The following is a 22,866-nucleotide window of genomic DNA, read 5'->3' on the forward strand; positions in this document are numbered from 1 at the left end:
CAGTTTCCTGCCGGGGTTTCTTTGTTCAGGTGATAGTCGCCGTCAGGCGATTACCAGGTGCGGCGGACGCGGAAGCTGCCGGACAGGATGCCCTGATCCTTGAACTCGTAAGCGCCAGCTGGCTTGAAGAGACCGGCGTTGCCGGCAGCAGTGGCGGTGACGCCGCCGGTGCTGCTCTGGTCGATCGTGGTGTAGAGCACTTCGCCCGAGAGCGTCAGGTTCTTGACCGGAGTCCACGCGGTGCGCGAACCGACCTGCCAGATCTTGAAGTCCGGGTTGAAGGTGCTGCCCGCGACGAGCGCAGGAGCGTAACCGGTAAGCAGGATCGCCGACGCCGTGTCGTTGTAGTCGACGTTGGTGTAGCTGCCGAACACGCCGGTCTGCCACTCAGGGCTCCAGTTGTGCTCGAAGCCGCCCTGCACGCCCCAGACCTTGGTCTTCTGGATCGAGCCGCCGGTGGTGTAGACGCCGTCGAGCAGCGTCGCCACAGCGAACGACTGATAGAACGCCGGGCTGGCACCCTCGTTGTTGAAGGCATCGAAGCTGTTGCCGGTGGTGCCGCCGATCACATACTTCGGAGCGCCGTCGGTGTAGATCGCGCTGAACGACAGCTTGTCGCCCGGTCCGGTCGGCAGGTTCTTCAGCTGAATGCCGCCCTGGATCGCGAAGCCCCATTCATCGCTCGGATGGCCGGTCGGCTCGGTCGTGCCGTAGTAGCCAGCGTGGATGTTGTGCACGCCACCCGACAGCTGGGCGGTGAAGGCAGCCTGGTCGAGGCGGATGTTGCCGACGAAGTCAGGCGAAACCTGGCCGCCAGCAGCGTTGGCGAAAGCACCCGTGAACAGGGTCGCGTTGCCCGGGATAACCGCACCGTTGTAGAGCGGAGCGCGGTTGATGACGCGGTTGTCTTCAACAGCGACCGACGCCGACAGACCGTTACCGAACTGCCAGGTGTAGGCAACCTGGGTGATGCCGGTGGAGTTGTCGTAGCCGCCGATCAGGTTGGAGGTGTTCACGTTGACCGGGTTCGCGCCCCATGGGGTCTGGAACACCGAGACGGCCTTACCGAAGGTGAAGCCGGCGAACTGAACGAAGCCGTAGTCCATCGTGAGGACGCCGGATGACGGACCGTCACCCGAGGTGTGCTGGAAGTTGCTCGCCCAGTAGGTGCGGACAACACCCCACTCGCTCGCGGTGCGGGTGTCGATGTTGAGCTGAGCGCGGGTGCGGGTGACGAAAGCGTCCGACGACCGGTTCTGCAGGCCGGTGTTGGCGCTGTTGTTCCAGGCCGGCTGGCCGTGGGCGCTGCCGTTGAGTGTCACGTCGAGCTGAACGTAGCCGCCCAGCTTGATGCAGGTGTCGGTGCCAGGGATGTAGTAGAAACCAGCTCCATACAGGGAGCAGATCTTCACGTACTGGACCGCTTTCGCCTTGACGGGAAGATCAGCCGCCTGTGCACCCGAGGCAGCAGCCAGTACGGCCGCCGAACCCAGGATAAGGCTCTTAATCTTGCTCATAAAACCTCCAAAATTGTTCAATTGAGGAAAGGTCCGCTTCCCGTGGCGCTAGCCACCCCAATCAGCCCCTTGATCCCCGCTTACCGCCGGGTGCCTTGCCTTCCGGGCAATGCCACCAACGAGTCACCCGACGTCTCCGGCTGACAGGGCGACAATGCCTTCAAGGATCAGGTGATTACAATAATTGATTTACTCATGCTTTTATTTGACCAGGATCATGTGCTTTCTCCGCAACATCATGTCAGCTGGATGACACGCGCAGCGATTGCAAAGAGGCAAATGCTGACATAATTTCCTACATTCCTCGCGCAAGGCAGATTTGAATGGCCGGCAGAACTCCCGCCAAGAAACTTTCATCTACCGGTCATCTTGCCGATCCGCGCAACGCGCACGGACGCGGACTCGATGACGCCCTGCTTCGCGAGTTCGTCTGGAATATCATTTCAATCAACACCCACCTTGAAGAAGTTCGCTCCATCTGGGCGCGCATGCTGGACATCACCTGTCCGCAGTGGCTGATCCTGATGGCGGTGAACGATCTCGACCAGGGCAAGGGAATTTCCGTCCGCGAGGTCTCGACAAAGCTTCATGTCGATCCGTCGTTCGTGACCACCCAGACGAAAAGCCTGGAGAAGCACGGCTTCATGCGCCGTGTCGCATCGAAGGAAGATGCGCGAGTCGTTCTGATGTCGCTGACCGACAAGGCGCACAAGCAGATCGCGAATCTCTATTCGCGGCAGGTCGTCGCCGACAATCTCGTCTATGCGGATTTCTCCGATCAGACGATGCGCGACCTGAACGCCAAACTCTCAACGATGAAAGAGCGCGTCGCGAAGGCCGCGCAGGTGCTCGCCGCGGAGCTGTGACGCTCACGCGCTTAACGGCACAGCAGCGATGGCGAACCGTGCCGAAATCCAGTCGAAGATGTATTCGCGGCCGATAGTGGGATTGTCGGTCTGCCCGTGAGCCGCAGCCGTTTCAGTGGCGGAGAAGACCTTCAGCGTCACGTCCGCGCCCTCTTCCCTCAGCGCATCGCACAGCTTGTTGGCATGGCGGATGTCGAGCCAGTCGTGCTCCCCGAACGTCATGAGGATCGGACACTTGATGCTCGTGACGCCGCCATGACGCTGCATTCTGCGGATCTCTTCGCCAATGGCGTCCTTGCCGTCGTCGCCTGACATCCATTGCTCGGCAATCACGCGCTCATGCATGTCCCACATGCCGGCATCGCAAACAGCGGCGGCAAACCGGTCGTCGAGATCGGCTGCGCGTGACGCAAAGGCGGCGCCGAGACCGTCGCCGAAAATCGCGATCCGCCGCTCGTCGACGTCGCCGCGCGCGATCAGGTAATCCACGCAGCAACTGATCGCCGTTTCGATTTCATAGCGCACCAGCCCCTTGATTCTGGGCGATGCGCCCTGCCCCGGCAGGTCGGCCAGCAGCAGCGACAGTCCTCGCGCATGGGCCTGCCGCAGCAACGTATGCAGATGCTCGTCCTTGAAATGTCCCGGCCCGCCGACGCAGACAACGGCGGGCTTCCGCGAATCCGAACCGGGCGCCGGCAAATAATAGGCTTCGACGTAGCCGCTCTCGAAACAGGGAATGCGAACAAGTTCGCCTCCCTGCGGCTGATGCGTGACCACTCGATGCGAGCAGGTCCGCATCTGCTCCAGCGCTTCCCCGCGCCGGACGTCATCCAGCTTCAGAAAGACTTCCGATGTCCGGTAGTAGTTCGATGCCCGGAGCCAGTTGCTGCGGGCGGACGGAATGTTTCCGGCCGCCTGGGCGAGGTCGCCCCGCTCCTTGTTGATGTCGGCAATCGCCTTCCAGGCGCGGTACCAGCTCTCGTCATCGCCGGCTGCGATACGGCCCGCCGTCAGGAAGCATTCCGAAACCGTGCTGCCGCCCTCCTGCGCAGACCCCAGCACGCGCATGAACTGAAGGCTGTAATCCTCGTTGTCGGGCCACTGCATCCAGCCGCCCGGCTCGAAACGAGGAGACAGGAGGTTGGCGGGTTTTTCATCCAAAACAGTCGTCCACACGATGACGTCAGCCGATCATTGAAAGTCGTGCCGTATTCGCTTGATTTAAAGCGACAAATGTCGCGGACAAGACGAGCCAGCCTGTTGCATTGCAGCCATGAGCATGGCCGCATTAATGCGACAGTGACGTTACAGTCGTGTGACAACGCCGCTATTCGCATGGTTTAGGCGTGCGACACGACGTCTCGGGAGAATATCTTTCTGAATGATCCCGCAAATCGGGAATCATTCGCCCGCATCGCGACGGTGGCTCACGCAATGGTCTGGATGATGCCGCCTTCGGCGCGCAACGCCGCGCCGTTGGTGGCCGACGCTTCGCGCGAACTGACATAGACCACCATGTTGGCGATCTCGTCGACGCTCGCGAATCGCTGGATCAATGACGTTCCGCGGTGCTGCTTGACGAACTGCGAGGCCGCCTCGTCCACCGACTGGCCGTTCTGCTTCGCCAGATCCTTCACGAACGTCTCGACACCTTCCGACATGGTCGGCCCCGGAAGCACCGAGTTGACCGTGACGTTGGTGCCCTTGGTCAGTTCCGCGAGCCCGCGCGAGACGGCAAGCTGCGCGGTCTTGCTGACGCCGTACTGGATCATTTCCTTTGGAATGTTCAGGCCGGATTCCGACGAGATGAAAACGATGCGGCCCCAGTTGCGCTTCAGCATTCCGGGCATGTAGGCGCGCGACAGCCGCACACCGGACATCACGTTGACCTCGAAAAAACGGGTCCAGTCCGCATCGGGAATATCGAAAAAGTCCTTCGGTTCGAAGATGCCTGCGTTGTTGATGAGAATATCGGCATCCGGAACCGCAGCGACAAGCCTGGCGCAGCCCTCGGCGGTGGACACGTCCGCTGCGACGCCCCGCGCCTTGGCGCCCGGCACCGCCTTGACGATGGCCGCTGCCGCCGCGTCCGCCTTGGCCTGGGTGCGGCCGTTGACCACGACGCTGGCGCCGCTGCCGGCCAGTCCACGGGCGATAGCCAGCCCGATGCCTCCGGTCGAGCCGGTTACGATTGCGGTAGTGCCTGAGAGATCGATTTTCATGTGTTTGCTCCTGTCCGGTTCAGGTAGGTGCAGCAGCGCTCACAGGCCAGTCCCCGCGCGTGTCCGCCGATTCATGGCATCGTGTCCCTTGAGGAAACATCCACGCAATAAAAAAGCGGCGCACAAGGCGCCGCTTTTGAATTCTCGAAGGGATGAGGCTTACGCCGCTTCCGACGCTGTTTCCTGCACCGGACCCGAATCCTGACCCTTGGCATCGACGTCGCGGTCGACGAACTCGATCACGGCCATCGGCGCATTGTCGCCGTAGCGGAAGCCGGCCTTGATGATGCGGGTGTAACCGCCCTGACGATCCTTGTAGCGAGGCGCCAGAACGTCGAACAGCTTCTTGACCTGATCGACATCGCGCATCTCGCCGATCGCCTGACGGCGCAGCGCTAGACCGCCCTTCTTGCCGAGCGTAACCAGCTTCTCGACGATCGGGCGAAGCTCCTTCGCCTTCGGGAGAGTGGTCACGATCTGCTCGTGGTTGATCAGCGCGGCGCACATGTTGGCGAACATCGCCTTGCGATGCTCCGCGGTGCGGTTGAGCTTCCGATGAACCTTGCCGTGACGCATGATGATAGTCCTCTATTCAGTTGCCGCGACGGTTCGTCGGACATGTTGCTCAGGTGGGCTGCCTGCGTTCGCCCAACGTGTCGGCCGGACACTTGACGAGAAGACGCGCTTCGCGCTTTCGCCGGCCATCACGTTATTTCGCTCAGTAGTGATCCTCGAAGCGCTTGGCCAGCTCGTCGATGTTCTCCGGCGGCCAGCCGGGCACTTCCATGCCGAGGTGCAGACCCATCTGGGCCAGCACTTCCTTGATTTCGTTCAGCGACTTGCGGCCGAAGTTCGGAGTGCGGAGCATTTCCGCTTCCGACTTCTGCACGAGGTCGCCGATGTAGACGATGTTGTCGTTCTTCAGGCAGTTGGCCGAACGAACCGACAGTTCGAGTTCGTCGACCTTCTTGAGGAACGCAGGGTTGAAGGCGAGATCCGGAATGATCTCGGCGGCAACCTCCTTGCGGGGCTCCTCGAAGTTGACGAACACGTTGAGCTGATCCTGCAGGATGCGCGCCGAGTAAGCGAGCGCGTCGTCCGGCGAAATCGCGCCGTTGGTTTCAATGGTCAGCGTCAGCTTGTCGTAGTCGAGGATCTGGCCTTCGCGGGTGTTCTCGACCTTGTAGGACACCTTGCGGACCGGCGAGAACAGGCTGTCGACCGGGATCAGGCCGATCGGCGCGTCTTCCGGACGGTTGCGCTCGGCAGCGACGTAGCCCTTGCCGGAGTTCACGGTGAACTCCATGCGGATTTCAGCGCCCTCGTCGAGGGTGCAGATCTGGAGCTCGGGGTTCAGAACGAGGACATCGCCGACGGTCTGGATGTCACCGGCGGTGACGACGCCCGGACCCGACTTCTTCACGACCATGCGCTTCGGGCCTTCGCCCTGCATCTTGATCGAGATATCCTTCACGTTCAGCACGATGTCGGTCACGTCCTCGCGCACGCCGGCAATCGAGGAGAATTCATGCAGCACGCCGTCGATGTGGACCGACTGCACGGCAGCGCCCTGCAGCGATGACAGCAGCACGCGGCGCAGCGCGTTGCCGAGGGTCTGGCCGAAGCCGCGCTCGAGCGGCTCTGCGACGACGGTTGCGAAACGGGTCGGATCCGAACCAGGCGTCACGTTGAGCTTGTTCGGACGAATGAGTTCTTGCCAATTTTTCTGGATCGTCACTTGTTCACCCATGCCATCAAAATCACTGGCGTTGGAGGTCTGGCGGCGCGGGCACCGTTCTTAAACAATGGCCGCGTCATCGCATCTCAAAAACAACGCGGGCGCATATCGCCCGCGGCAGTCCAAACAATCAGACGCGCCGGCGCTTGCGCGGACGGCAACCGTTGTGCGGGATCGTGGTCACGTCACGGATCGAGGTGACGGTGAAGCCCGCGGCCTGCAATGCGCGCAGAGCCGATTCACGGCCCGAACCCGGACCCGCGACTTCGACTTCCAGCGTGCGCATGCCGTGTTCCTGCGCCTTCTTCGACACGTCTTCGGCGGCAACCTGAGCCGCGTACGGAGTCGACTTGCGCGATCCCTTGAAGCCCATCGTTCCAGCCGACGACCAGGCAATGGTGTTGCCCTGCGCGTCGGTGATGGTGATGGTGGTGTTGTTGAACGACGAATTTACGTGCGCGATGCCGGATGCGATGTTCTTGCGTTCACGGCGACGTACGCGGGTAGCATCTTTAGCCATTTGGTCTCTTCTCTTCCTTCAAGCGCGTCCGTGATTCCAGACGCTGGGGAATTTCAGGTGATCATCCGGCCCTCGCGAGCCGGATCAGTTCAGTGGTCGAAACGAAATTACTTCTTCTTGCCGGCGATGGCCTTGGCCGGACCCTTGCGCGTGCGCGCATTGGTGTGGGTCCGCTGACCGCGCACCGGAAGGCCGCGGCGATGACGCAGGCCACGGTAGCAGCCGAGGTCCATCAGGCGCTTGATGTTCATGCCGACTTCGCGGCGCAGGTCGCCCTCGACCAGGAAGTCGCGGTCGATCATTTCGCGGATCTGCAGAACTTCCGCGTCGGTGAGCTGCGAGACGCGGCGATCAGCCGGAATCTTGAGCTGCTCCACGATGGTCGCGGCGTTCTTCTGGCCGATGCCATGAATGTACTGAAGCGCGATCAGAACGCGCTTGTTGGTCGGAATGTTGACGCCTGCAATACGGGCCACGGTCTTCGCTCCTGTCGCCATCCGCTCCGGACAGCTTGTCGTTGTTAGGTCTCTGGCGTCGGGCGGGTGTTCACAAACGCAAACACGACGCCCTCCCCACTTTTCTTTCGGGGCCCGGCATCGTCTGAACTATCCGACTGGATGCGGGCTTATTAATGTATTTAGCGGCGTTTCGTCAACCGCTTGGCGGCTTTGGCGCTCTTTTTCGTGGCCTTTTTGGCCACTTTCGGGGTTGTCTTTCGGGCCTTCGCCGCCTTGGTTCCGCCGGACCGGCTTTTGGTCCTGGCGGCGGTCTTTTTCCCGCCTTTGGAGGCCTTCCCCGCCGATTTGGCGGCTTTTTTGGCCTTTTTGGCGGGTGCCTTGGCGACTTTCTTGGCAGCCTTTTTGACCGCCTTTTTGGCGCCCTTGGCCTTGCCGCCCGTCTTCCCGGTCTTGGAGGACTTCCGGGTCGCGGCCTTCTTCTCCGCCTTGGCCACCGAATCGGCTTCCAGCGCGGCCAGAACCCGGTTGATCGCCGAGGTCACCTGCTCGATGGTCATCATGCCGTCGACGGTGATGAGCTTGCGCTTCTCCGAGTAGTAGTGAACCAGCGGCTCGGTCTGGGCGCGATAGCTGGCGAGGCGCTTCGAGAGCACCTCCGGCGTATCGTCGATACGGACCTCTTCGCCACGCTCGCGCATCTGCGCGACACGGGTTTCGACCCGCTCGAGCAACGCACTCTCGTTGACGCGCAGTTCGACAACCGCGTCGAGCTTGAGGTGCTTCTTCTTGAGCAGTTCGTCCAGCGCCTGCGCCTGCGGCACGGTGCGTGGAAAGCCGTCGAGGATGAAGCCCTTCTTCGCGTCCGGCTCCTCGATGCGGTCGGCGATAATCCCGACCACGACGTCATCAGGCACCAGCGCGCCGCTGGCCATGATGTCCTTCGCCTTGAGGCCGATCGGCGTTCCGGCTGCCACAGCGGCACGCAACATCTCTCCGGTGGAGAGCTGAACGATGCCGTGCTTGTGAACCAGTCGTTGCGCCTGCGTTCCCTTGCCCGCCCCCGGCGGCCCGAGAAGAATCAACCTCATTTACGGCGGCCCCTTAGTTTCGATTTACGGATCAGCCCTTCGTACTGGTGCGCGAGCAGATAGCCCTGCACCTGGGCGACCGTATCCATCGTCACACTGACGACGATCAGCAGCGACGTACCGCCGAGATAGAACGGCACCGACGCGTAAGAAATAAGAATTTCCGGGATCAGACAGACGACCGCCAGATAGATCGCGCCGATCACGGTGATGCGTGACAGCACGTAGTCGATGTACTCGGCGGTGCGTTCGCCTGGACGGATGCCCGGAATGAAGCCGCCATGCTTCTTGAGATTGTCGGCGGTCTCGGTCGGGTTGAACACGATCGCCGTGTAGAAGAACGCGAAGAACACGATCATGCCGAGATAGAGAACGAGGAACAGCGGACGGCCGTGGCTGAGCTGTGTGGTCAGCCACTGAAACCACTCAGGTCCCTTCCCGGCGTTGAAGCTCGCGATCGTGGTCGGCAGCAACAGCAGCGACGACGCGAAGATCGGCGGAATCACGCCCGCGGTGTTGAGCTTGAGCGGCAGATGCGAGGACTGGCCCTCGAACATCTTGTTGCCGACCTGGCGCTTCGGATACTGGATCAGCAGGCGGCGCTGCGCACGCTCGACGAACACGATCAGCATGATGACCGCGACGGCCATGATGATGATTGCAAGAATCAGGAACGTGGACAGCGCACCCTGACGGCCAAGCTCGAGGGTGCCGGCGATTGCCGACGGCAGTTCGGCGACGATGCCGGCCATGATGATCAGCGAGATGCCGTTGCCGATGCCGCGCGAGGTGATCTGCTCGCCGATCCACATAAGGAACATGGTGCCGCCGGTCAGCGTGATCACCGTCGAGATGCGGAAGAACATGCCGGGATCGGAAACGACGTTGCCCGCTCCCTCAAGTCCGACGGCGATGCCGTAGGCCTGGAACGTCGCGAGCACGACGGTCAGATAGCGGGTGTACTGATTGATGATCTTGCGGCCCGACTCGCCCTCTTTCTTGAGGGCTTCGAGCTGAGGCGACACCGTGGTCAGCAGCTGAAGAATGATCGATGCCGAGATGTACGGCATGATGTTCAGCGCGAAGATCGCCATACGGTGGATGCCGCCGCCGGCGAACATGTTGAACATGCCGAGAATGCCGCCGGCCTGCGACTTGAACACCTGCTCCCATATGTTGGGATCGATGCCCGGCAGCGGAATGTAAGTGCCCAGCCGATAAACAAGCAGCGCACCCAGTGTGAACCAGATGCGCTTCTTGAGTTCGTCAGCCTTGGCGAATGCCGAGAAGTTGAGGTTTGCCGCCAGTTGTTCCGCTGCAGAGGCCATCCGAGGCTCCGATCCTTCTATTCGTCAGTACCGAGCCTTAATGGACCCGCCACCTGCGATTTTAAAGACTTCGCAAGACCATATAGGAAGCCTTGCCGCAGGTGCCGGTCACAAAGGCGGGATCGGCCGAACCTTACGAAGCCTTCCTGTTCGGCTTCTTGGCAGCAGCCTTCTGCGCGGCTGCGTCCTTCGCCGGCGCCAGGATCTTCACCGTACCGCCGGCCTTCTCGACTGCCTCGATCGCGGACTTGGTCGCGCCGTGCACTTCGACGTTGAGCTTGGCCTTCAGTTCGCCCCGGCCGAGCAGCCGCACGCCGTCCTTCGAACGGCGCAGCAGTCCGGACTTCACCAGCGCCTCCGCATTGACGGTTGCGCTCGCATCGAGCTTCTTGGCATCGATGGCTTCCTGAAGACGGTCGAGATTGACCTCGGTCAGGTCGAGCCGGAAGATGTTGTTGAAGCCGCGCTTCGGCAGGCGACGATGCAGCGGCATCTGGCCGCCCTCGAAGCCCTTGATGCGCACGCCCGAACGCGCGGTCTGGCCCTTGCCGCCGCGGCCTGCCTGCTTACCCTTGCCGGAGCCAATGCCACGGCCAACGCGCATGCGCTTCTTGCGCGAGCCGCTGTTGTCGGCGATCTCATTGAGCTTCATCGCTTGCTTCCTTACTTCTCGTCGACGACGCGAACGAGGTGCTTGACCCGGTCGATCATGCCGCGAACCGCAGGCGAGTCCTGCAACTCAGCGACACGGCCGATCTTGTTGAGACGCAGACCGATCAGCGTCGCACGCTGCGCGGCCTGACGGCGGATCGGGCTACCCGTCTGCTCGACCTTGATGGTTTTCGTTGCGGCCTTGGCCATTGTCCTAACTCCAAAACGTCTTTTCAGACTGGCATGATCTTATCGGAAAACCGGAAGACCACTTTTCCGGATCATGCCCTAGTTATTCCGCGACAGCTTCCGCGTCGCCGCCGACGCGGCGGGACTGCAACGTGGAAACCTTGATGTTGCGGCGGTTTGCAACCGAGCGCGGCGAATCCTGGTGCTTGAGCGCATCGAACGTCGCGCGAACCATGTTGTAGGGGTTCGATGAGCCGATCGACTTCGCCACCACGTCCTGGATGCCGAGCGTCTCGAACACGGCGCGCATCGGGCCGCCTGCGATGATGCCGGTACCGGCAGGAGCGGCGCGCAGATAGACGCGGCCGGCGCCGTGACGGCCAGCAATATCGTGATGCAGGGTGCGGCCTTCGCGCAGAGCGACGCGCGTCAGGTTGCGCTTGGCGGACTCGGTAGCCTTGCGGATCGCTTCAGGCACTTCGCGCGCCTTGCCGTGGCCGAACCCGACCCGGCCCTTCTGATCGCCGATGACGACCAGAGCCGCGAAACCGAAGCGCTTGCCACCCTTGACGACCTTCGCCACACGATTGATGTGGACGAGCTTGTCGACGAACTCGCTGTCGCGCTCTTCCCGATCCCGACCGCCCCGCTCGCGTCCACCGCGTTCGCGTTCACCTGCCATGGTGTTTTCCAATCCTTGTGAGGCTCTCGCCTCTGACCTTGTGTCCGTTCAAACCAATTTCAAAGGTTGAGCTTAGAAGCTCAAACCGCTCTCGCGCGCGGCTTCGCCGAGCGCCTTGACGCGGCCGTGGTAGAGATAGCCACCACGGTCGAAAACCACTTCCTTGACGCCATTCTTCACGGCGCGCTCGGCAAGCAGCTTGCCGACGGCCTTCGCTGCATCGATGTTCGCGCCGGTCTTGCCGGCATCGCGCATCGTCTTTTCCAGCGACGAGGCCGAAGCCAGCGTCTCGCCCTTCAGGTCGTCGATGACCTGAGCGTAGATGTGCTTCGACGAGCGGAACACCGACAGGCGCGGACGCCCGTTCGCCGTCCGGCGCAGCGCAAGACGTACGCGCTGCTTGCGCCGGGCATTCGTGACCTTGAGTTTCGACATGACCGGCTCCGTTACTTCTTCTTGCCTTCCTTGCGGAAGATAAATTCGTTGGCGTACTTCACGCCCTTGCCCTTGTAGGGCTCCGGCGGACGATAGCTGCGGATCTCGGCGGCGACCTGGCCGACGCGCTGGCTGTCGTTGCCGACGATGGTGATTTCGGTCGGCTTCGGCACGGTGATCGTGATCCCTTCCGGGATCGGATAGATCACGTCGTGGCTGTAGCCGAGCGCGAGCTGCAGGTTCTTGCCCTGCAACGCGGCGCGGTAACCGACGCCGGTGATTTCCAGCTTCTTCTCGAAGCCCTTGGTGACGCCTTCGACCAGATTCGCGATCTGGGCGCGAGCGGTGCCGTACAGCGAACGCGCGCGCTTGGTCTCGAAGCGCGGCGCAACGGTGATCGCGCCGTCCTTCATCTCGACCGAAACGTCGTCATGCACGACAAACTGAAGCGCGCCCTTCGGGCCCTTCATCTTGACGGTCTGGCCTTCGATGTTCGCGGTGACGCCGGAGGCGATCGCGACGGGCTTTTTGCCTACGCGTGACATTGATCTTCCTTCCTTAGAACACCGTGAAGAGAACTTCGCCGCCCACGTTCGCGTCACGCGCGTCGTGGTCAGCCATGATTCCCTTCGGCGTCGACAGAACCGAGATGCCAAGGCCGTTGCGAACGCGCGGCAGGTTCTTCACCGACGCGTAGACCCGGCGACCCGGCTTCGACACGCGCTCGATCTCCTTGATGACCGGCTCGCCGTCGAAATACTTCAGTTCGATTTCCAGCTCGTTGTGGCCGCCGGCATGCTCGACCGCTGCGTAGCCGCGGATGTAACCCTCGGTCTTCAGCACTTCGAGAACGTTGGCGCGCATCTTCGAGCCCGGGGTCGAAACCTTGGACTTGTTGCGCATCTGCGCGTTGCGGATGCGGGTGATGAGATCGCTGATGGGATCGTGCGTAGACATGTCCGACCCTCCCCTTACCAGCTTGACTTCACGAGGCCCGGGATCAGGCCCTTCGAGCCATAATCACGGATCGCGATGCGGCTCATCTTGGTCTTGCGATAGACCGCGTGAGGCCGGCCGCTGATTTCGCAGCGGTTATGAACGCGGGTCGCCGACGAATTGCGCGGCATCTCGGCAAGCTTGATCGTCGCCGCGAAACGCTCTTCCATCGGCTTGTTCTTGTCGGCGATGATCGCCTTCAAGCGAGCGCGCTTGGCAGCAGCGTTCTTCGTCATCTTCTGACGCCGGTTATTCTTCTCGACTGAACTTTTCTTCGCCATACGAGTAGTCTCCATACCTTTCCGCGTTTGAGACGCTGACTAGTTCAGTGTCTCACTGCCGGAACGGAAAATTGAATGCGATCAGCAACGCGCGCGCCTCGTCATCCGTGGTCGCGGTGGTGCAGATCGTAATGTCCATGCCCCAGGTCTCGCCCGACTTGTCGTAGTCGATTTCCGGGAACACCAGATGCTCCTTGAGGCCGAGCGAGTAATTGCCCATGCCGTCGAAGCTCTTCGGATTGAGGCCGCGGAAGTCGCGGACGCGAGGCAGCGCGATATTCACAAGACGGTCGACGAAGTCGTACATCTTGGACTTGCGCAGCGTCACCTTGGCGCCGATGGCCTGGCCTTCACGCAGCTTGAAGGTCGCGATCGCCTTGCGCGAATGCGTGACGACCGGCTTCTGGCCGGCGATCAGCGCGAGATCGGCAGCAGCCAGCTCGACCTTCTTGCGGTCATTGACGGCTTCGCCGATGCCCATGTTGAGCACGACCTTCTCGAGCACCGGCACCTGCAGAGCGTTCGTGTAACCGAACTGCTCAACCAGCTTGCCGCGGATTTCCTTGTCGAATTGCGCGCGCAGGCGCGGAACGTATGCGGTCTCAGCCATTGATCTCTGCTCCCGAGCGCTTCTCGATGCGCACCTTGGTGCCGTCCTTCTGGATCTTGAAGCCGACGCGGGTCGGCTTGCCGTCCTTGCCGACGAGCGCAATGTTCGACAGGTGGATCGGGGCTTCCTTCGAGATAATGCCGCCTTCCTGTGCCTGCGTCTGCTTCTGGTGACGCTTCACCAGGTTCACGCCGCGCACCAGCGCGACGTTGTCCGACGGACGCACCTCGAACACTTCGCCGGTCCGGCCCTTGTCGCGGCCGTTCAGAACGATGACCTTGTCACCCTTGCGGATCTTGGCAGCCATTACAGCACCTCCGGCGCAAGCGAGATGATCTTCATGTGGTTCTTGGCGCGCAGCTCGCGCGGCACCGGCCCGAAGATACGGGTGCCGACCGGCTCGGACTGGTTGTTGATCAACACAGCCGCGTTGCGGTCGAAACGGATGACGGAGCCGTCAGCGCGGCGAATATCCTTCGCAACGCGAACGACGACGGCCTTCATCACGTCGCCCTTCTTCACCTTTCCACGCGGAATGGCTTCCTTGATCGAGACGACAATGATGTCGCCCACCGTTGCATAGCGGCGCTTGGAGCCTCCAAGAACCTTGATGCACATGACACGGCGCGCGCCGGAATTATCGGCCACGTCGAGGTTGGTCTGCATCTGAATCATTGATGCACCTCGTCCTCTTTCTGATGCGCGAAGTTGCGCTTAAGCTGTTTTCTTGTCGCTCTGAACAACCGTCCAGCGCTTCAATTTCGAGAGTGGTTTGCTTTCTTCGATCCAGACCGTGTCGCCTGCCTTGAACTGGTTGTTCTCGTCATGCGCATGGTAGTTCTTGGACCGGCGAATGGTCTTCTTGTAGATCGGGTGGGTGAAGCGGCGGTCGACACGCACGACAATGGTCTTGTCCTGCTTGTCGCTGACGACGACGCCCTGGAGAGTACGCTTCGGCATCTTTCGCCCCTTACTTCTTGCCGTCGCGCTTCTGCGCGGCGATGGTCTTGATGCGTGCGATATCGCGGCGAGCTTCACGCAGGCGCGAGGTGTTCTCGAGCTGCCCGGTGGCGCGCTGGAAGCGCAGGTTGAACCGCTCCTTCTTCAGATTGAGGACGGCTTCGTCCATCTGATCGGGGCTCATCGCGCGGATATCTTCGACTTTGAGTTCGGCCATGGTTCCTTACTCCGCGATGCGCGCAACGAAGCGCGTCTTGATCGGCAGTTTGGCGGCGGCGAGCGACAGCGCTTCCTTCGCGGTCTGCTGGGTCACGCCGTCGATCTCGAAAATGAGACGGCCGGGCTTGACGCGGGCAACCCACAACTCAGGCGTACCCTTGCCCGAGCCCATTCGCACTTCGGCGGGCTTCTTCGACACCGGCAGATCCGGGAACACGCGGATCCAGACGCGGCCGGCACGCTTCATGTGACGGGTCAGCGCGCGGCGCGCGGCTTCGATCTGACGCGCCGTGATGCGCTCTGGCGCCATCGCCTTCAGGCCGAACTGGCCAAAGGCCAACGTCGCGCCCGACGAGGCGACGCCGTGGATACGGCCCTTATGCGCCTTCCGGAACTTCGTCTTCTTTGGTTGCATCATGGCTTTACGCCCTCAAACCTTCTTCGAATTTCAATCAGGCTGCATCGCGACGTGACGGACGTCCGCTGTCGCCTTCGGCCATCTTCTTGTCCTGGGCCATCGGATCGTGCTCAAGGATTTCGCCCTTGAAGATCCAGACCTTCACGCCGCAGGTGCCGAACGTCGTGAACGCGGTGGCAACACCGTAGTCCACATCGGCGCGCAGCGTGTGCAGCGGCACGCGGCCTTCACGATACCATTCCATGCGCGCGATTTCGGCGCCGCCGAGACGGCCCGAGCAGTTGATGCGGATGCCTTCGGCGCCCAGACGCATCGCCGACTGAACGGCGCGCTTCATGGCGCGGCGGAACGCAACACGGCGCTCAAGCTGCTGAGCGATCGATTCGGCGACCAGGGTCGCATCGAGTTCCGGCTTGCGGATTTCGATGATGTTGATCACGACGTCGGAGTCGGTGATCTCGGCGACCTTCTTCTTCAGCTTGTCGATGTCGGCGCCCTTCTTGCCGATCACGACGCCCGGACGCGCCGAGTGGATCGACACGCGGCACTTCTTGTGCGGACGCTCGATCACGATGCGCGCGACGGCAGCCTGCTTCAGTTCCTTCATCAGCATTTCACGGATGCGGATGTCCTCGTGGAGGAGCTTCGCATACTCGTTCTTGCCGGCGAACCAACGGGAATCCCAGGTCCGGTTGATGCCCAGACGCAGCCCGATTGGATTAATCTTCTGACCCATCGTTCTCTCCCGCCCTTAGGCGCTCGCCTCGGCCTCGACCTGACGAACGACGATCGTCAGCTGCGAGAACGGCTTAAAAACACGACCCGAACGGCCACGGCCGCGCGGTGCGAAACGCTTCATCACGATGCCGTTGCCAACATGCGCCTCTGCGACGACCAGAGCGTCGACATCGAGGTCATGGTTGTTCTCGGCGTTCGCAATCGCGGACTCCAGGCACTTCTTGACGTCGCCGGCGATCCGCTTGCGCGAGAACTGCAGGTCGGCGAGCGCAGAGGATGCCTTCTTGCCGCGGATCAGCTGCGCAACAAGGTTCAGCTTCTGCGGGCTGACGCGAAGCATGCGGGCTACCGCCTTTGCCTCGTTGTCCGGGAGAACCCGTTCGCGCTTTGGTTTGCTCATGACTAAGTCCTCAAGCCCTTACTTCTTGGCTTTCTTGTCGCCCGAATGGCCGTGGAAGGTCCGCGTCGGCGAGAACTCGCCGAACTTGTGACCGACCATTTCCTCGTTCACTGCGACCGGAACATGCTTCTGACCGTTGTAGACGCCGAAGGTGAGTCCCACGAACTGCGGGAGGATCGTCGAGCGGCGGCTCCAGATCTTGATAACGTCGTGACGGCCGGACGAACGCGCGGCATCTGCCTTCTTGAGCAGAGAGCCTTCAACGAACGGGCCTTTCCAGACTGAACGAACCATGTCCGGCGATCCTTACTTCTTCTTCCGCTTGTGGCGGCTGATGAGAATGAACTTGTTGGTCGACTTGTTTGAACGCGTCTTCTTACCCTTGGTCGGCTTGCCCCACGGAGTAACCGGGTGACGGCCGCCCGAAGTGCGGCCTTCACCGCCGCCGTGCGGATGGTCGACGGGGTTCATGACGACGCCGCGGTTATGCGGACGACGGCCCATCCAGCGGGTACGACCGGCCTTGCCGATCGAGATATTCATGTGATCCGGGTTCGACACAGCACCGATGGTGGCGATGCAGCGGCCATGAACCAGGCGCTGTTCGCCCGAGTTCAGACGCAGGATCACGAAGTCATGGTCGCGGCCGACGATCTGGGCGTAGGTGCCCGCGGAACGGGCGATCTGGCCGCCCTTCCCGATCTTCAGCTCGACGTTGTGCACGATGGTGCCGACCGGCATGTTGCCGAGCGGCATGACGTTGCCCGGCTTCACGTCGACATAGCTGCCGGCGATGACGGTGTCGCCAACGGCCAGACGCTGCGGCGCCAGGATATAAGCCTGCTCGCCATCGGCGTACTTGATCAGCGCGATGAACGCGGTGCGGTTCGGATCGTACTCGAGGCGCTCGACCTTGGCCGGCACGTCGACCTTCTTACGCTTGAAGTCGACGATGCGATAAGCCTGCTTGTGGCCGCCGCCGCGGAAACGCACGGTGATACGGCCGGTATTGCCGCGTCCGCCGGACGAGTGCTTGCCTTCGGTCAAAGCCTTGACGGGCTTGCCCTTGTAGAGCGCCGAACGATCGACCATCACCAGCTGGCGCTGGCCTGGCGTCGTGGGGTTGAATGTTTTCAATGCCATCGTCGTTCGCCTTACAGCCCGGTGGTCACGTCGATGCGGTGACCTTCTTCGAGGGTCACAACAGCGCGCTTGGTATCCGACTGAGAACCGAACTGGCCGCGGAAGACCTTCGTCTTGCCCTTGCGAACCAGCGTGTTGACGCTCTTCACCTTGACGTCGAACAGCTTCTCAATCGCGTCCTTGATCTGCGGCTTGGTCGCCTTCGACGCGACCTTGAACACAACCTTGTTGTGCTCGGAGGCCACGGTCGCCTTTTCGGTCACGACCGGCGCAACGATGATGTCGTAATGACGCGCATCCTGAGTCTTCATTTGAAGCGCGCCTCCAACGCATCGAGAGCGGCCTTGGTCAGAACGAGCTTCTGACGGCGCAGAATGTCATAGACGTTGATGCCCTGGATCGGCAGCACGTCGATGTGCGGAATGTTGCGCGCAGCCTGCGCGAAACCGGTGTTCACTTCCGCGCCGTCGATGATCAGCGCATTGGTGATCTCCAGGCCCGAGAAGTGTCCGAGCAGCGCCTTGGTCTTGGCGTCCTTCAGATCGGCATTCTCGATCACGATCAGACCGCCGTCCTGAGCCTTCGCCGACAGGGCGTGCTTCAGGCCGAGCGCGCGAACCTTCTTCGGCAGATCGTGCGCATGGGAGCGAACGACCGGACCGAATGCACGCCCACCGCCGCGGAACTGCGGAACGCGAGCCGAACCGTGACGAGCACCGCCGGTGCCCTTCTGCTTGTACATCTTCTTGCCGGTGCGCCAGACTTCCGCACGGCCCTTGGCCTTGTGCGTGCCGGCCTGACGCTTGGCGAGCTGCCAGTTGACGACGCGCTGGATCAGATCCTTGCGCGGCTCAAGGCCGAAGATCGCGTCCGACAGCTGCACCGAACCAGCGGCTTTACCTTCAAGGGTTGTGACCTTCAATTCCATCACGCGCCCTCCTCAGCCGGAGCCGCTTCGGGAGCAGCATCGGTTCCGCCAGCCAGCTTGAACTTGCCGGGCTTCGCAGCTTCCTTCGGAAGCGGCTTCTTCACCGCATCGCGCATCGTGATCCATCCGCCCTTGGAGCCGGGAACGGCGCCTTCGACGAGGATCAGACCGCGCGCAACGTCCGTCTGGACAACGCGCAGGTTCAGCGTGGTGATGCGATCGACGCCCATGTGGCCGGGCATCTTCTTGTTCTTGAAGGTCTTGCCGGGATCCTGACGGCCGCCGGTCGAACCGATCGAACGGTGCGAGACCGAGACGCCGTGGGTTGCGCGCAAGCCGCCGAAATTCCAGCGCTTCATGCCGCCCGCGAAGCCCTTACCGACCGAGGTGCCCGTCACGTCGACGAACTGGCCGACGACGAAATGGTCCGCCTGGATTTCAGCGCCGACCGGGATCAGCGAATCTTCCGAGACGCGGAATTCCGCGACCTTGCGCTTCGGCTCGACCTTGGCGACGGCGAACTGGCCGCGCTCAGCCTTCGGCAGATAGACGCTTTTGCGCGAGCCCGAACCGAGCTGCAAAGCGACATAACCGTTCTTGTCAGTGGTGCGATGGCCAACAACCTGGCAATTGCCCAACTTCAGCACGGTCACAGGGATATGTTCACCGGTCTCCGTAAAGACCCGCGTCATCCCGACCTTTTGTGCGATCACTCCGGAGCGCATCGGCGTGCTTCCTGTTCTTTCTGTCCGCGACCTGCGGACTTAACAAAAATCTTACAGCTTGATCTCGACGTCGACACCGGCGGCCAGGTCGAGCTTCATCAGCGCGTCCACGGTCTGCGGGGTCGGATCGACGATATCGAGAAGACGCTTGTGAGTGCGCATCTCGAACTGCTCGCGGCTCTTCTTGTCGACGTGCGGCGAACGGTTGACGGTGAACTTCTCGATGCGCGTCGGCAGCGGAATGGGTCCGCGAACCTGAGCACCGGTACGTTTTGCCGTGTTCACGATCTCGCGGGTCGACGTATCGAGAATCCGATGGTCGAACGCCTTGAGACGAATGCGAATATTCTGGCCGTTCATTGCCGTTTGTCTTTCTCTAAGAGCGAGTAGTGAGTGGTGAGTAGCGAGCGGTTTCCCACTCGCTACCCTCTATTCGCGTCTTTACTCGATGATGCTTGCGACGACGCCTGCACCGACGGTGCGGCCGCCTTCGCGGATAGCGAAGCGAAGCTTTTCTTCCATCGCGATCGGCACGATCAGGTGCACTTCCATCGCAATGTTGTCGCCCGGCATCACCATTTCGGTACCTTCCGGCAGGTGAACCACGCCCGTCACGTCGGTCGTGCGGAAGTAGAACTGCGGACGGTAGTTGGTGAAGAACGGGGTGTGACGTCCGCCCTCTTCCTTGGTGAGGATGTAAGCCTCAGCCTTGAACTTGGTATGCGGCTTGACCGAACCCGGCTTGCAGAGAACCTGGCCGCGCTCGACTTCTTCGCGCTTGGTGCCGCGGAGCAGCGCACCGATGTTGTCGCCAGCCTGGCCCTGATCGAGCAGCTTGCGGAACATTTCGACGCCGGTGACGGTGGTCTTCTGGGTGGCCTTCAGACCGACGATTTCGATTTCCTCGCCGACCTTGACGATGCCGCGCTCGACACGGCCGGTGACGACGGTGCCGCGGCCAGAGATCGAGAACACGTCTTCGACCGGCATCAGGAACGGCTGGTCGATCGGACGCTCCGGCTGCGGGATGTAGGCGTCAACGGCCTTCATCAGCTCGAGAACGGCGTCGTGGCCGAGCTTCGGATCCTTGTTCTCGAGAGCGGCGAGCGCCGAACCGCGAACGATCGGAATGTCATCGCCCGGGAAGTTGTACTTCGAGAGCAGTTCACGGACTTCCATTTCCACGAGCTCGAGGAGCTCCGGATCGTCGACCATGTCGCACTTGTTGAGGAACACGACGAGCGCAGGAACGCCGACCTGGCGGGCGAGCAGGATGTGCTCGCGGGTCTGCGGCATCGGGCCGTCGGCAGCGGACACGACCAGGATCGCGCCGTCCATCTGGGCAGCGCCGGTGATCATGTTCTTCACGTAGTCGGCGTGGCCGGGGCAGTCGACGTGCGCGTAGTGGCGGTTCGGGGTCTCATACTCGACGTGAGCGGTCGAGATGGTGATGCCGCGAGCCTTTTCTTCGGGCGCCTTGTCGATCTGGTCGTAAGCGGTGAACGTCGCGCCGCCTGCTTCGGCCAAAACCTTCGTAATCGCCGCGGTCAGCGACGTCTTGCCATGGTCGACGTGACCGATGGTGCCGATGTTGCAGTGGGGTTTCTTACGTTCGAATTTCTCTTTAGCCATGACGTTCTCCGTTCAACTTTGACTCGCGTCAAAGAAATCAAGCAAACTTTTTCTGGACTTCTGCCGACACGTTCGCCGGCGCTTCAGCGTAGTGATCGAATTGCATCGTGAAGGTCGCGCGACCCTGGCTCATCGAGCGCAGGTTGTTCACGTAACCGAACATGTTCATGAGCGGCACCATCGCGTTGATGACGTTGGCGTTGCCGCGCATGTCCTGACCCTGGATCTGGCCACGGCGAGAGTTGAGATCGCCGATCACCGAACCCGTGTAATCCTCAGGGGTCACAACCTCGACCTTCATGATTGGCTCGAGGAGGACCGACTTGCCCTTCTGCAGCGCTTCGCGGAATGCAGCACGCGACGCGATTTCGAAGGCGAGAGCCGACGAGTCGACATCGTGGTACTTGCCGTCCACGAGCTGGACCTTGACGTCAACCACCGGGAAGCCGGCGACAACGCCCGACCCCATCACGCTGTTGAGGCCCTTTTCGACGCCGGGGATGTATTCCTTCGGCACCGCGCCGCCGACGATCTTCGATTCGAATACGAAACCGGCACCCGGCTCGTTCGGCTCGACCACAAGCGACACTTCGGCGAACTGACCCGTACCGCCGGTCTGCTTCTTGTGGGTGTACTTGACCTCGGCCGGCTTGGTGATCTTCTCGCGGAACGCAACCTGCGGCGCGCCGATATTGGCGTCGACCTTGTAGGTGCGGCGGAGAATGTCGACCTTGATGTCGAGATGGAGTTCGCCCATGCCCTTCAGAATGGTCTGGCCGGACTCGTGATCGGTCGACACGCGGAAAGACGGATCTTCCGCAGCGAGCTTCGCCAGCGCAACGCCCAGCTTTTCCTGGTCGGCCTTCGACTTCGGCTCGATCGCGATTTCGATGACCGGCTCCGGGAATTCCATCTTTTCAAGGATGACCGGATGATCCGGGTCGCACAGCGTGTCGCCGGTGCGAGCTTCCTTGAGGCCTGCCAGGGCGACGATGTCGCCGGCATAGGCTTCCTTGATGTCTTCGCGGTTGTTCGCATGCATCAGGAGCATGCGGCCGATACGCTCTTTCTTCTCGCGGGTCGAGTTCACGACGCCGGTGCCGCTCATCAGGATGCCCGAATAGATGCGGCAGAAGGTGATCGTGCCGACGAACGGGTCGTCCATGATCTTGAACGCGAGCAGAGCCAGCGGCTCCTTGTCGTCGGCCTTGCGGAGAACCTCATTGCCGTCCTCGTCGGTGCCCTTGATCGCAGGCACGTCGACCGGCGACGGGAGGTACTCAACGACGGCGTCGAGCAGCGGCTGAACGCCCTTGTTCTTGAAGGCCGAACCGCACAGCACCGGATAGAACGCACCGGTCAGCACCGCCTTGCGGATGAGCTTCTTCAGCGTCGCCTCGTCCGGCTCGTTGCCGTCGAGGTAGGCAGCCATGGCGTCGTCATCGAGCTCAACAGCGGCTTCGACGAGCTTCTCGCGGTATTCCTTCGCCTTGTCGACGAGATCGGCCGGAACGTCGACAACGTCGAACTTCGCGCCGAGCGCTTCGTTGTTCCAGACGTAGGCCTTCATGATCACGAGATCGACCATGCCCACGAAATTGTTTTCGGAGCCGATCGGAAGCTGGATCGCAACCGGCTTCGCGCCGAGACGATCGATGATGTCCTGCAGGCACTTGTAGAAGTCCGCGCCGGTCTTATCCATCTTGTTGGCGAAGACGATGCGCGGAACCTTGTACTTGTCGCCCTGGCGCCAGACGGTTTCGGTCTGCGGCTCGACGCCCTGGTTGGAGTCGAGAACGCAAACGGCGCCGTCGAGCACGCGCAGCGAACGCTCGACTTCAATGGTGAAGTCGACGTGGCCGGGGGTGTCGATGATGTTCAGGCGCTTGCCGTTCCAGAACGCGGTGGTCGCAGCCGAGGTGATCGTGATGCCACGCTCCTGCTCCTGCTCCATCCAGTCCATCGTCGCGGCACCTTCGTGCACTTCGCCGATCTTGTGGCTCTTGCCGGTATAATAGAGGATGCGCTCGGTCGTCGTCGTTTTACCGGCGTCGATGTGCGCCATGATACCGAAATTACGGTAGTCCTCGATGGCATGTTGGCGGGGCATAGCGGCTGTCCT

33 protein-coding genes are annotated in these 22,866 nt (G+C 61.6%); 1 reads left to right on the plus strand and 32 read right to left on the minus strand.

The features are described from left to right. Positions 1-50: 50 nt before the first annotated feature. Complete coding sequence (locus I554_RS0112030; protein ID WP_024575017.1) at positions 51-1,517, minus strand: porin; 1,467 nt, start codon at positions 1,515-1,517, stop codon at positions 51-53. A 323-nt stretch (positions 1,518-1,840) separates the two neighbouring features. On the opposite strand from I554_RS0112030, the gene I554_RS0112035 reads away from it, so the two are divergent. Beyond that, positions 1,841-2,383, plus strand: coding sequence for a MarR family transcriptional regulator (locus tag I554_RS0112035; RefSeq protein WP_024575016.1), 543 nt, complete (start codon positions 1,841-1,843; stop codon positions 2,381-2,383). Positions 2,384-2,386: 3 nt separating this feature from the next. Here the strand turns inward: I554_RS0112035 and I554_RS0112040 are convergent, their stop codons facing one another. From I554_RS0112040 to fusA, 31 genes are all read right to left on the minus strand, one after another. Continuing rightward, positions 2,387-3,544, minus strand: a complete 1,158-nt coding sequence (locus I554_RS0112040; protein ID WP_024575015.1) for a prolyl oligopeptidase family serine peptidase — start codon at positions 3,542-3,544, stop codon at positions 2,387-2,389. Positions 3,545-3,810: 266 nt separating this feature from the next. Further along, entirely contained in the window at positions 3,811-4,605 is a 795-nt protein-coding gene (locus I554_RS0112045; RefSeq protein WP_024575014.1) for an SDR family oxidoreductase, read from the minus strand. Between the two features lie 159 nt (positions 4,606-4,764). Further along, on the minus strand, positions 4,765-5,181 hold the full coding sequence (rplQ, locus tag I554_RS0112050; protein WP_024575013.1) for a 50S ribosomal protein L17: 417 nt from the start codon (positions 5,179-5,181) through the stop codon (positions 4,765-4,767). Between the two features lie 142 nt (positions 5,182-5,323). Then, positions 5,324-6,355 (minus strand): DNA-directed RNA polymerase subunit alpha, encoded by a 1,032-nt coding sequence (locus I554_RS0112055; RefSeq protein WP_029659385.1) that lies wholly within the window; start codon positions 6,353-6,355, stop codon positions 5,324-5,326. A 118-nt stretch (positions 6,356-6,473) separates the two neighbouring features. After that, complete coding sequence (gene rpsK, locus I554_RS0112060) at positions 6,474-6,863, minus strand: 30S ribosomal protein S11 (RefSeq protein WP_002712278.1); 390 nt, start codon at positions 6,861-6,863, stop codon at positions 6,474-6,476. 107 nt (positions 6,864-6,970) lie between these two features. Continuing rightward, positions 6,971-7,339, minus strand: coding sequence for a 30S ribosomal protein S13 (gene rpsM, locus I554_RS0112065; protein ID WP_006021049.1), 369 nt, complete (start codon positions 7,337-7,339; stop codon positions 6,971-6,973). 161 nt (positions 7,340-7,500) lie between these two features. Beyond that, entirely contained in the window at positions 7,501-8,409 is a 909-nt protein-coding gene (locus I554_RS0112070) for an adenylate kinase (protein ID WP_024575011.1), read from the minus strand. Continuing rightward, a complete protein-coding gene (gene secY / locus I554_RS0112075) occupies positions 8,406-9,737 on the minus strand; it encodes a preprotein translocase subunit SecY (protein ID WP_024575010.1) in 1,332 nt (443 codons plus the stop codon). Before secY ends, I554_RS0112070 begins: the two co-directional genes overlap by 4 nt. A 133-nt stretch (positions 9,738-9,870) precedes the next feature. After that, a complete protein-coding gene (gene rplO / locus I554_RS0112080) occupies positions 9,871-10,389 on the minus strand; it encodes a 50S ribosomal protein L15 (RefSeq protein ID WP_024575009.1) in 519 nt (172 codons plus the stop codon). Between the two features lie 11 nt (positions 10,390-10,400). Next, entirely contained in the window at positions 10,401-10,598 is a 198-nt protein-coding gene (rpmD, locus tag I554_RS0112085; protein ID WP_024575008.1) for a 50S ribosomal protein L30, read from the minus strand. 82 nt (positions 10,599-10,680) lie between these two features. Next, positions 10,681-11,259, minus strand: coding sequence for a 30S ribosomal protein S5 (rpsE, locus tag I554_RS0112090; RefSeq protein ID WP_006021054.1), 579 nt, complete (start codon positions 11,257-11,259; stop codon positions 10,681-10,683). A 72-nt stretch (positions 11,260-11,331) separates the two neighbouring features. Next, complete coding sequence (rplR, locus tag I554_RS0112095; RefSeq protein WP_006021055.1) at positions 11,332-11,694, minus strand: 50S ribosomal protein L18; 363 nt, start codon at positions 11,692-11,694, stop codon at positions 11,332-11,334. An 11-nt stretch (positions 11,695-11,705) separates the two neighbouring features. After that, a complete protein-coding gene (gene rplF, locus I554_RS0112100; protein WP_024575007.1) occupies positions 11,706-12,239 on the minus strand; it encodes a 50S ribosomal protein L6 in 534 nt (177 codons plus the stop codon). Between the two features lie 13 nt (positions 12,240-12,252). Continuing rightward, on the minus strand, positions 12,253-12,651 hold the full coding sequence (gene rpsH / locus I554_RS0112105; RefSeq protein WP_006021057.1) for a 30S ribosomal protein S8: 399 nt from the start codon (positions 12,649-12,651) through the stop codon (positions 12,253-12,255). Positions 12,652-12,665: 14 nt separating this feature from the next. Beyond that, entirely contained in the window at positions 12,666-12,971 is a 306-nt protein-coding gene (rpsN, locus tag I554_RS0112110; protein WP_006021058.1) for a 30S ribosomal protein S14, read from the minus strand. Positions 12,972-13,023: 52 nt separating this feature from the next. Beyond that, the gene (gene rplE / locus I554_RS0112115; RefSeq protein WP_024575006.1) at positions 13,024-13,581 is read right to left on the minus strand and encodes a 50S ribosomal protein L5; all 558 of its coding nucleotides are present in this window, start codon (positions 13,579-13,581) and stop codon (positions 13,024-13,026) included. Then, positions 13,574-13,888, minus strand: a complete 315-nt coding sequence (gene rplX, locus I554_RS0112120) for a 50S ribosomal protein L24 (RefSeq protein WP_024575005.1) — start codon at positions 13,886-13,888, stop codon at positions 13,574-13,576. Before rplX ends, rplE begins: the two co-directional genes overlap by 8 nt. Beyond that, positions 13,888-14,256 (minus strand): 50S ribosomal protein L14, encoded by a 369-nt coding sequence (gene rplN / locus I554_RS0112125; RefSeq protein ID WP_002712291.1) that lies wholly within the window; start codon positions 14,254-14,256, stop codon positions 13,888-13,890. Before rplN ends, rplX begins: the two co-directional genes overlap by 1 nt. Positions 14,257-14,295: 39 nt before the next feature. Next, positions 14,296-14,541, minus strand: coding sequence for a 30S ribosomal protein S17 (gene rpsQ / locus I554_RS0112130; RefSeq protein WP_006021061.1), 246 nt, complete (start codon positions 14,539-14,541; stop codon positions 14,296-14,298). A gap of 10 nt (positions 14,542-14,551) precedes the next feature. After that, positions 14,552-14,758: a 50S ribosomal protein L29 gene (rpmC, locus tag I554_RS0112135; protein WP_002712293.1), complete on the minus strand. Its 207-nt coding sequence runs from the start codon at positions 14,756-14,758 to the stop codon at positions 14,552-14,554. A gap of 6 nt (positions 14,759-14,764) precedes the next feature. Beyond that, entirely contained in the window at positions 14,765-15,178 is a 414-nt protein-coding gene (gene rplP / locus I554_RS0112140) for a 50S ribosomal protein L16 (protein ID WP_024575004.1), read from the minus strand. A gap of 34 nt (positions 15,179-15,212) precedes the next feature. Beyond that, positions 15,213-15,914, minus strand: a complete 702-nt coding sequence (rpsC, locus tag I554_RS0112145; RefSeq protein WP_006021064.1) for a 30S ribosomal protein S3 — start codon at positions 15,912-15,914, stop codon at positions 15,213-15,215. A 15-nt stretch (positions 15,915-15,929) separates the two neighbouring features. Continuing rightward, positions 15,930-16,316: a 50S ribosomal protein L22 gene (gene rplV, locus I554_RS0112150; RefSeq protein WP_006021065.1), complete on the minus strand. Its 387-nt coding sequence runs from the start codon at positions 16,314-16,316 to the stop codon at positions 15,930-15,932. Between the two features lie 18 nt (positions 16,317-16,334). Next, the gene (gene rpsS, locus I554_RS0112155; RefSeq protein WP_002712297.1) at positions 16,335-16,610 is read right to left on the minus strand and encodes a 30S ribosomal protein S19; all 276 of its coding nucleotides are present in this window, start codon (positions 16,608-16,610) and stop codon (positions 16,335-16,337) included. Between the two features lie 12 nt (positions 16,611-16,622). Beyond that, positions 16,623-17,459, minus strand: coding sequence for a 50S ribosomal protein L2 (rplB, locus tag I554_RS0112160; RefSeq protein WP_024575003.1), 837 nt, complete (start codon positions 17,457-17,459; stop codon positions 16,623-16,625). A gap of 11 nt (positions 17,460-17,470) precedes the next feature. Next, entirely contained in the window at positions 17,471-17,770 is a 300-nt protein-coding gene (locus tag I554_RS0112165) for a 50S ribosomal protein L23 (RefSeq protein ID WP_006021067.1), read from the minus strand. After that, positions 17,767-18,387 carry a 50S ribosomal protein L4 gene (rplD, locus tag I554_RS0112170; RefSeq protein WP_024575002.1) on the minus strand — a complete coding sequence of 207 codons (621 nt, stop codon included), beginning with the start codon at positions 18,385-18,387 and terminating at the stop codon, positions 17,767-17,769. Before rplD ends, I554_RS0112165 begins: the two co-directional genes overlap by 4 nt. After that, positions 18,387-19,112: a 50S ribosomal protein L3 gene (gene rplC / locus I554_RS0112175; protein WP_024575001.1), complete on the minus strand. Its 726-nt coding sequence runs from the start codon at positions 19,110-19,112 to the stop codon at positions 18,387-18,389. Before rplC ends, rplD begins: the two co-directional genes overlap by 1 nt. A gap of 51 nt (positions 19,113-19,163) precedes the next feature. Beyond that, positions 19,164-19,472, minus strand: a complete 309-nt coding sequence (gene rpsJ / locus I554_RS0112180; protein ID WP_002712302.1) for a 30S ribosomal protein S10 — start codon at positions 19,470-19,472, stop codon at positions 19,164-19,166. 81 nt (positions 19,473-19,553) lie between these two features. Continuing rightward, positions 19,554-20,744, minus strand: coding sequence for an elongation factor Tu (tuf, locus tag I554_RS0112185; protein WP_006021070.1), 1,191 nt, complete (start codon positions 20,742-20,744; stop codon positions 19,554-19,556). 37 nt (positions 20,745-20,781) lie between these two features. Then, on the minus strand, positions 20,782-22,854 hold the full coding sequence (gene fusA, locus I554_RS0112190; protein WP_024575000.1) for an elongation factor G: 2,073 nt from the start codon (positions 22,852-22,854) through the stop codon (positions 20,782-20,784). Positions 22,855-22,866 lie beyond the last annotated feature (12 nt).

This window comes from Afipia sp. OHSU_II-C1 (assembly GCF_000497575.1).
Taxonomy (GTDB): Bacteria; Pseudomonadota; Alphaproteobacteria; order Rhizobiales; family Xanthobacteraceae; genus Afipia.

Excerpts from the sequence above, each read along its gene's own strand:
- rplE (WP_024575006.1), bottom strand. The coding sequence starts at position 13,581 with ATGGCTGAGACCGCATACGTTCCGCGCCTGCGCGCGCAATTCGACAAG.
- I554_RS0112055 (WP_029659385.1), bottom strand. The coding sequence starts at position 6,355 with ATGGGTGAACAAGTGACGATCCAGAAAAATTGGCAAGAACTCATTCGT.
- rpsH (WP_006021057.1), bottom strand. The coding sequence starts at position 12,651 with ATGTCTACGCACGATCCCATCAGCGATCTCATCACCCGCATCCGCAAC.
- I554_RS0112030 (WP_024575017.1), bottom strand. The coding sequence starts at position 1,517 with ATGAGCAAGATTAAGAGCCTTATCCTGGGTTCGGCGGCCGTACTGGCT.
- rpmD (WP_024575008.1), bottom strand. The coding sequence starts at position 10,598 with ATGGCCAAGGCCGCAACGAAAACCATCAAGGTCGAGCAGACGGGTAGC.
- rpsE (WP_006021054.1), bottom strand. The coding sequence starts at position 11,259 with ATGGCAGGTGAACGCGAACGCGGTGGACGCGAGCGGGGCGGTCGGGAT.
- I554_RS0112070 (WP_024575011.1), bottom strand. The coding sequence starts at position 8,409 with ATGAGGTTGATTCTTCTCGGGCCGCCGGGGGCGGGCAAGGGAACGCAG.
- rpmC (WP_002712293.1), bottom strand. The coding sequence starts at position 14,758 with ATGGCCGAACTCAAAGTCGAAGATATCCGCGCGATGAGCCCCGATCAG.
- rpsS (WP_002712297.1), bottom strand. The coding sequence starts at position 16,610 with ATGGTTCGTTCAGTCTGGAAAGGCCCGTTCGTTGAAGGCTCTCTGCTC.
- rplP (WP_024575004.1), bottom strand. The coding sequence starts at position 15,178 with ATGATGCAACCAAAGAAGACGAAGTTCCGGAAGGCGCATAAGGGCCGT.
- rpsC (WP_006021064.1), bottom strand. The coding sequence starts at position 15,914 with ATGGGTCAGAAGATTAATCCAATCGGGCTGCGTCTGGGCATCAACCGG.
- fusA (WP_024575000.1), bottom strand. The coding sequence starts at position 22,854 with ATGCCCCGCCAACATGCCATCGAGGACTACCGTAATTTCGGTATCATG.
- secY (WP_024575010.1), bottom strand. The coding sequence starts at position 9,737 with ATGGCCTCTGCAGCGGAACAACTGGCGGCAAACCTCAACTTCTCGGCA.
- rplX (WP_024575005.1), bottom strand. The coding sequence starts at position 13,888 with ATGGCTGCCAAGATCCGCAAGGGTGACAAGGTCATCGTTCTGAACGGC.
- rplV (WP_006021065.1), bottom strand. The coding sequence starts at position 16,316 with ATGAGCAAACCAAAGCGCGAACGGGTTCTCCCGGACAACGAGGCAAAG.
- rplQ (WP_024575013.1), bottom strand. The coding sequence starts at position 5,181 with ATGCGTCACGGCAAGGTTCATCGGAAGCTCAACCGCACCGCGGAGCAT.
- I554_RS0112045 (WP_024575014.1), bottom strand. The coding sequence starts at position 4,605 with ATGAAAATCGATCTCTCAGGCACTACCGCAATCGTAACCGGCTCGACC.
- rplR (WP_006021055.1), bottom strand. The coding sequence starts at position 11,694 with ATGTCGAAACTCAAGGTCACGAATGCCCGGCGCAAGCAGCGCGTACGT.
- rplO (WP_024575009.1), bottom strand. The coding sequence starts at position 10,389 with ATGAAGCTCAATGAGATCGCCGACAACAGCGGCTCGCGCAAGAAGCGC.
- rpsN (WP_006021058.1), bottom strand. The coding sequence starts at position 12,971 with ATGGCGAAGAAAAGTTCAGTCGAGAAGAATAACCGGCGTCAGAAGATG.
- rplN (WP_002712291.1), bottom strand. The coding sequence starts at position 14,256 with ATGATTCAGATGCAGACCAACCTCGACGTGGCCGATAATTCCGGCGCG.
- I554_RS0112035 (WP_024575016.1), top strand. The coding sequence starts at position 1,841 with ATGGCCGGCAGAACTCCCGCCAAGAAACTTTCATCTACCGGTCATCTT.
- rpsQ (WP_006021061.1), bottom strand. The coding sequence starts at position 14,541 with ATGCCGAAGCGTACTCTCCAGGGCGTCGTCGTCAGCGACAAGCAGGAC.
- rpsK (WP_002712278.1), bottom strand. The coding sequence starts at position 6,863 with ATGGCTAAAGATGCTACCCGCGTACGTCGCCGTGAACGCAAGAACATC.
- rplC (WP_024575001.1), bottom strand. The coding sequence starts at position 19,112 with ATGCGCTCCGGAGTGATCGCACAAAAGGTCGGGATGACGCGGGTCTTT.
- tuf (WP_006021070.1), bottom strand. The coding sequence starts at position 20,744 with ATGGCTAAAGAGAAATTCGAACGTAAGAAACCCCACTGCAACATCGGC.
- rpsJ (WP_002712302.1), bottom strand. The coding sequence starts at position 19,472 with ATGAACGGCCAGAATATTCGCATTCGTCTCAAGGCGTTCGACCATCGG.
- rplD (WP_024575002.1), bottom strand. The coding sequence starts at position 18,387 with ATGGAATTGAAGGTCACAACCCTTGAAGGTAAAGCCGCTGGTTCGGTG.
- I554_RS0112165 (WP_006021067.1), bottom strand. The coding sequence starts at position 17,770 with ATGAAGACTCAGGATGCGCGTCATTACGACATCATCGTTGCGCCGGTC.
- rplB (WP_024575003.1), bottom strand. The coding sequence starts at position 17,459 with ATGGCATTGAAAACATTCAACCCCACGACGCCAGGCCAGCGCCAGCTG.
- rplF (WP_024575007.1), bottom strand. The coding sequence starts at position 12,239 with ATGTCACGCGTAGGCAAAAAGCCCGTCGCGATCGCCTCCGGCGTCACC.